The organism is Achromobacter sp. Marseille-Q0513, assembly GCF_018195695.1.
Lineage (GTDB): Bacteria > Pseudomonadota > Gammaproteobacteria > Burkholderiales > Burkholderiaceae_B > Achromobacter.
The window spans coordinates 1-5,204 of record NZ_JAGTJY010000278.1 but is presented as its reverse complement, the minus strand read 5'-3'; the positions used below and the strand labels follow the sequence as shown (position 1 = coordinate 5,204).

Here is a 5,204-nt window from a genome sequence, read left to right as displayed (position 1 = left end):
GGCGTGAGGGCGGAAGCCGCCGTCGGAGATGCGGTCGCGCCAGGCCTGGATTTTCTGGCCCAGGGCTTTGGGGCCTGCGGGGACGACGGACGAGCCGGGATAGGTGAGCCAGCCGTCGGCGTGTTCGGCGATCCAGTCCGGGGATTGGCCGCTGGCGCCGGTGACGAGCAGGGGGATGGGGCCGGCGGCGGGCTTGGGCAGGAGTTCGGCGTCGGTGATGTGGCCGAGCGGCGAGGACAGGGCGCGGCGGCCGGGTTGGAGCAGGCGGCGGAAGTCGGCGACCGCCTGGGCGAAGCGCTCGGCGCGCTGGTCGTGTTGCAGGCCGTAGGCGGGGAATTCGATGGGACGGTCGCCGGAGGCGATGCCCATGACGAGGCGGCCGCCGGAGAGTTGGTCGATGGTGGCGGCGGATTTGGCGAGGTCGATCGGGTGGCGCAGCGAGAAGATGGCGCTGCCGGTTACCAGGGAAATGCGCTGCGTCCTGGCGGCGAGGTAGGCCAGGTAGGTAAAGGGGTCGAAGAGCTGGCCGGCGTCGCCGAAGCGCGGGTCGTACAGCGGGATGTCTCGGACCCAGGCGGCGGCGAAGCCGCGGGCGTCGATGTCGCTGACCAGGCGGGACTGGCCAGCCAGCACGCGCATGTCGCCTTCATAGAAGCGCAGCGGCAGGAAAATGCCCAGCGTCAGCGCGTCGGGCGCGAACATGCGGCGGTAGCCGGGATGACGGGCGTGCGCGGGCCAGGAGGCGCCGGACGGCATGTCGATAGAGTTGGTAGTAGTCGCGTTCATATTCATGATGATGATGATCAGTGCATCCGCCAGCCGGATGCCGCGGAGCCGGCTTTGCCGGTCCGCAGGCATGCCCCCTTGAGGGGGAGGCGCGTCAGCGCTTCGGGGGGGGGGCCTAGTCATGCCCCGGTGGCAGGCTCCGGGAGCATGATGCCGCGCTGCACGGCGGGTCTGAGGGCGATGCGTTCGTGCCAGTCGCTCAGGTGCGGGTAGGCGTCGAAGTCGAAGCCGATGAGGCGGGCGATGTGGGTCCAGCCGAAGTGGGCGATGTCGGCGATGCTGTATTCGTCGCCGGCGAAATGGGGCTGGCCGCTGGCCAGGTGCTGGTCCAGCGTGGCGTAGGCTTCGCGCGTGAGGCGGCGGTAGCGTTCGATGGCGATGGGGTCTTTGTGGGTGGCGAAGATTTCGAAGTGGACGCGTTGGCCGATCAGCGGGCCGACGCTGGCGGCGTGGAAGATGAGCCATTGCGTGGCTTGCCAGCGGGCGCGCGGGTCGGCGGGCAGCAGGCGGCCGGTTTTCTCGGCCAGGTAGAGCAGGATGGCGGCGGATTCGAACAAGGTGATGCCGGTCTCGTCGTCGGTGAGGACGGGGATGCGGCCATGCGGGTTCAGGCGCAGGAAGTCGGGCTGGCGGTGTTCGCCCTGGTTGATGTGGATGTGCTTCAGGGTGTAGGGCAGGCCGAGTTCTTCCAGGGCGATGGTGGCCTTGAAGCCGTTGGGCGAGCTGTCGGTGTAGAGCGTTAGCATGAAGGTTTCCTATATTGCCGTCGGCGATGCCATGACTTGTCTTGAGCTTGTAAGGAGCTATCATCGTCAGTGACAGCGGCATTGGGAAACGATGATTTCTGCGCGCTGGATTTAGGAAAACTATATTCATGAGCTCTTCGATTCCGCTGGCGGCGTTGCGCGCCTTCGTCGAGGTGGGCCGGCGTGGCAGCATCAAGGCGGCCGCCGAGGCCCTGCATGTGACGCCGGGCGCGGTCAGCCAGCAGGTGCGCTTGCTGGAGGACCGGCTGGGCGTGGCGCTGTTCACGCGCGAGCGCCTGGGATTGCGGCTGACGGCGGACGGCGCGGCGGCGCATCCGCTGCTGCGGCAGGCGTTCTCGCAGATCGAGGCGGCGGTGGACATGCTGGCGCGGGCGCCGTCGCGGCAGACCGTGACGGTGAGCACGATGGCGTCGTTCGCGGCGTCGTGGCTGGTGCCCCGGCTGGCGCGTTTTCGCGCGCAACATCCGCGCATCGAGCTGCGGGTCGAGGCTTCGTCGTCGGTGGTGGATCTGCGCCGCGACCGCGTGGACGTGGCGCTGCGCCACGGACTCGGGCGCTATCCCGGCCTGCACGCGGTGTGGCTGATGGCGCCGGTGCTGGTGCCGGTGGCGAGTCCGGCGCTGCTGGGGCGACGCAAGGGCTTGAAGTCGCCCGCCGATTGCCTGGACCATCCCCTGCTGCATGATGCCGACCGCGCTGACTGGCCGCTGTGGCTGGCGGCGCATGACGTGGCGGTCGATGCGCGCGCGCGGCAGGGTTCGTCCTTCGATGATGACTTCCTGCTGATCCGCGCCGCCGAGGCGGGGCAGGGGCTGGCGCTGGTGCCGCAGGAGCATGCGCGCGCCGAGATCGAGGCCGGCAGGCTGGTGCAGGTGCTGCACAAGCCCTGGCCGGCGCGCTTTGCGTATTACGCGGTGACGCTGCCCGATGCGCTGGAACGGCCGGAGGTGCGGGCCTTCGTGGAGTGGGTGGCGCAAGAGGCGGTGCTGGACGATGCGGCGCGGGAAGGCGCGGACAAGGCGCCGGGCGTAGCGCTTGCCGCCGCGCCGGCGCGCGGCAAGCGGACTTCGGCGGCCAGCGGCGCCGCGAAGCGCAGGAGCTGATTCACATGAGCGGGAGCCAGGCATGATCGAGACGCGCTTGCTGCAGCAATTCATCGCGGTGGCGGAAGAGCTGCATTTCAACCGCGCGGCCCAGCGCCTGCACATGGCGCAGCCGCCGTTGAGCCAGGCGATCCAGCGGCTGGAGGCGCAGGTGGGCGCGTCCTTGCTGGCGCGCACCAACCGCAGCGTGGCGCTGACGCCGGCGGGCGCGGCATTCCTGGAGACGGCGCGACGCATGCTGGCGGCGCTGGACGAAGGGGTGGCGCAGGCGCGGCGCGTGGCGCAGGGCATGGAAGGCCACCTGACGGCGACCTTCGTCAATATTTCTCCCTATGAATCGCTGCTGCGCGGGTTGCGGCGCTTTCGCGCGACGCATCCCGCCGTGTCGTTCACGCTGCGCGAGGCGACCACGCGCGAGCAGGTCGAGGCGCTGGAACTGGGGCGCGCCGACATCGGCCTCATGCGCCATCCGGGCGCCAGCGCGCCGAGTCTGCATTTCGAGACCTTGCTGAGCGAGCCGGTGCTGATCGCCTTGCCGGCCTCGCACCGTCTGGCTGATTGCGGCGTAGTGGAACTGGCCGCGCTCAGGGAAGATGCGTTCGTGGCATCGGCGCGCACGCTCGGCCCGGGTTTCCATGACCAGTTGGTGTCGCTGTGCCTGGCGGCGGGCTTCGCGCCGCGCGTGGCGCAGGAAGCGAGGCGGCTGGAGACGGTGGTGGCGCTGGTGGCCGGGGGTTTCGGCGCGGCCCTGCTGCCGGCCTCGCTGGCGCGGGAGTCGCGCGGCGATGTGGTGTTCCGGCCGATCGCGGTGGAAGCGCCGGATGCGCTGCGGCGACTGGATCTGCTGATGGCCTGGCGGGCTTGTGACGCATCGCCGATACGGGATTCGCTGATCGCCGCGCTGCGCGAGGCGACGCGGCCCGTGGGCCAGGCCGACGCCGCTTAGCGGTCACGGCGATATCCGGCGCGTCTCGCAGGCGCATGAATTCGATATTTTACGGATGGCCGCGAGCGCCGCACCATGACGTTTTCCACGTGCTATCAGGAAGACCGTCATGCAATACCGCCGCCTGGGCCAGTCGGCCCTCAAACTGTCCGCGCTGTCCTATGGCAGCTGGATCACGTTCGGCACCACGCTGGACGACCGCGCCGCGCGCGACTGCCTGGCTTGCGCCTATGACCACGGCATCAATTTCTTCGACAGCGCCGAGGTCTATCTCGGCGGCGAGGCCGAGCGCATGCTGGGCCGCGCCATCAAGGCGCTGGGCTGGCCGCGCGACGGCTATTGCGTGTCGAGCAAGGCGCTGTACGGCACCGCCGACAATCATGCACCGGGAGGCGGGCCGCGCCCGACGCAGCAGGGCCTGAGCCGCAAGCACCTGGTCGAGGCCTGCGAGCAGGCGCTGCGGCGCTTCGGACTGGATTATCTGGACCTGTACCTGTGCCATCGCCCGGATCCGGACATGTCGATCCCGGAAATCGCCTGGACCATGCACACGCTGGTGCAGCAGGGCAAGATCCTGTACTGGGGCACCTCGGAATGGCCGGCGGCCGACATCGAGACGCTGTGCGCCTTCGCCGAACGCCACAACCTGGTGCCGCCGCAGCTGGAGCAGCCGCAGTACAGCCTGTTCCACCGCGAGCGGGTCGAGCGCGAGTACCGTCCGCTGGTCGAGCGGCGGGGGCTGGGGCTGACGACCTGGTCGCCGCTGGCCTCGGGTGTGCTGGCCGGCCGGTATGACGAGGGCGTGCCGGCGGATTCGCGGCTGGCGGCGGAGGGTTTCGGCTGGCTCAGGGACTTCGTCTACGCCGACCGCCAGGAGGCGATGCAGGCCGCCGCGCGCCGCTTGCGCGACGTGGCCGATGAGTTGGGGGCCACGCGCGCGCAGCTGGCGATTGCGTGGGCGCTGCGCAATCCGGACGTGAGCACGGTGCTGCTGGGCGCGTCCGGCGTGGCGCAGCTGCGCGAGAACCTGGGCGCGCTGGATCTGCTGCCCAGGCTGGACGCGGCGGCGGTGGCGCGGATCGAAGCGGCGGCGGACGGCGCTGCGCCGCGAGACTGACGCCGGCGCCGGCGTTTCCTACAATCTCCGTCCTGGAAGCAGGCCCGCCGCGCCTGCCATGCACTTGGAACGGACATGCTCGCGACCTCCGCGCTGGATTTGATAGGAAACACACCCCTGATCTCGTTGGACCGGATCCACGCCGGCCCTGGCCGGTTGGTCGCCAAGGCCGAGTTCCTGCAGCCCGGCGGCAGCGTCAAGGACCGCGCCGCCAAGGCCATCCTGCTGGCGGCGCGCGCGGATGGCCGCCTCAAGCCGGGCATGCCGGTGGTCGAGATGACCAGCGGCAACATGGGCGCGGGACTGGCCGTGGCCTGCGCGGCGCTGGGGCATCCCTTGCTGGTCACGATGTCCGCCGGCAACAGCCCGGCGCGCGCCCGCATGCTGGAAGGGCTGGGCGCCGAGGTGATCCTGGTGCCGCAGGTCGATGGCGCGCCCGGCCAGGTCACGGGCGCCGACGTGCAGGCGGCGGCGGACATGGCCGC

At 70.2% G+C, this 5,204-nt stretch carries 6 protein-coding genes; 4 read left to right on the top strand and 2 right to left on the bottom strand.

What is annotated here, in order from left to right:
* Positions 1–786 (bottom strand): LLM class flavin-dependent oxidoreductase (locus tag KDH83_RS29275; RefSeq protein ID WP_249205435.1); only part of this gene is annotated, 786 nt, incomplete at its 3' end.
* A gap of 119 nt (positions 787–905) precedes the next feature.
* Positions 906–1,532 carry a glutathione S-transferase family protein gene (locus KDH83_RS29270; RefSeq protein ID WP_212322261.1) on the bottom strand — a complete coding sequence of 209 codons (627 nt, stop codon included), beginning with the start codon at positions 1,530–1,532 and terminating at the stop codon, positions 906–908.
* A 128-nt stretch (positions 1,533–1,660) separates the two neighbouring features.
* Between KDH83_RS29270 and KDH83_RS29265 the strand changes: the two genes are divergently transcribed.
* From KDH83_RS29265 to KDH83_RS29250, 4 genes are all read left to right on the top strand, one after another.
* Positions 1,661–2,656 carry a LysR substrate-binding domain-containing protein gene (locus KDH83_RS29265; protein ID WP_212322260.1) on the top strand — a complete coding sequence of 332 codons (996 nt, stop codon included), beginning with the start codon at positions 1,661–1,663 and terminating at the stop codon, positions 2,654–2,656.
* Positions 2,657–2,678: 22 nt separating this feature from the next.
* Positions 2,679–3,602, top strand: a complete 924-nt coding sequence (locus KDH83_RS29260) for a LysR substrate-binding domain-containing protein (protein ID WP_212322259.1) — start codon at positions 2,679–2,681, stop codon at positions 3,600–3,602.
* A gap of 109 nt (positions 3,603–3,711) precedes the next feature.
* Positions 3,712–4,719, top strand: coding sequence for an aldo/keto reductase (locus tag KDH83_RS29255; protein ID WP_212322258.1), 1,008 nt, complete (start codon positions 3,712–3,714; stop codon positions 4,717–4,719).
* Between the two features lie 75 nt (positions 4,720–4,794).
* The coding region (locus tag KDH83_RS29250; protein ID WP_212322257.1) for a pyridoxal-phosphate dependent enzyme at positions 4,795–5,204 on the top strand (410 nt) is incomplete at its 3' end.

Coding starts and splice junctions, on each gene's coding strand:
- KDH83_RS29260 (WP_212322259.1), top strand. CDS start 2,679: ATGATCGAGACGCGCTTGCTGCAGCAATTCATCGCGGTGGCGGAAGAG.
- KDH83_RS29270 (WP_212322261.1), bottom strand. CDS start 1,532: ATGCTAACGCTCTACACCGACAGCTCGCCCAACGGCTTCAAGGCCACC.
- KDH83_RS29265 (WP_212322260.1), top strand. CDS start 1,661: ATGAGCTCTTCGATTCCGCTGGCGGCGTTGCGCGCCTTCGTCGAGGTG.
- KDH83_RS29255 (WP_212322258.1), top strand. CDS start 3,712: ATGCAATACCGCCGCCTGGGCCAGTCGGCCCTCAAACTGTCCGCGCTG.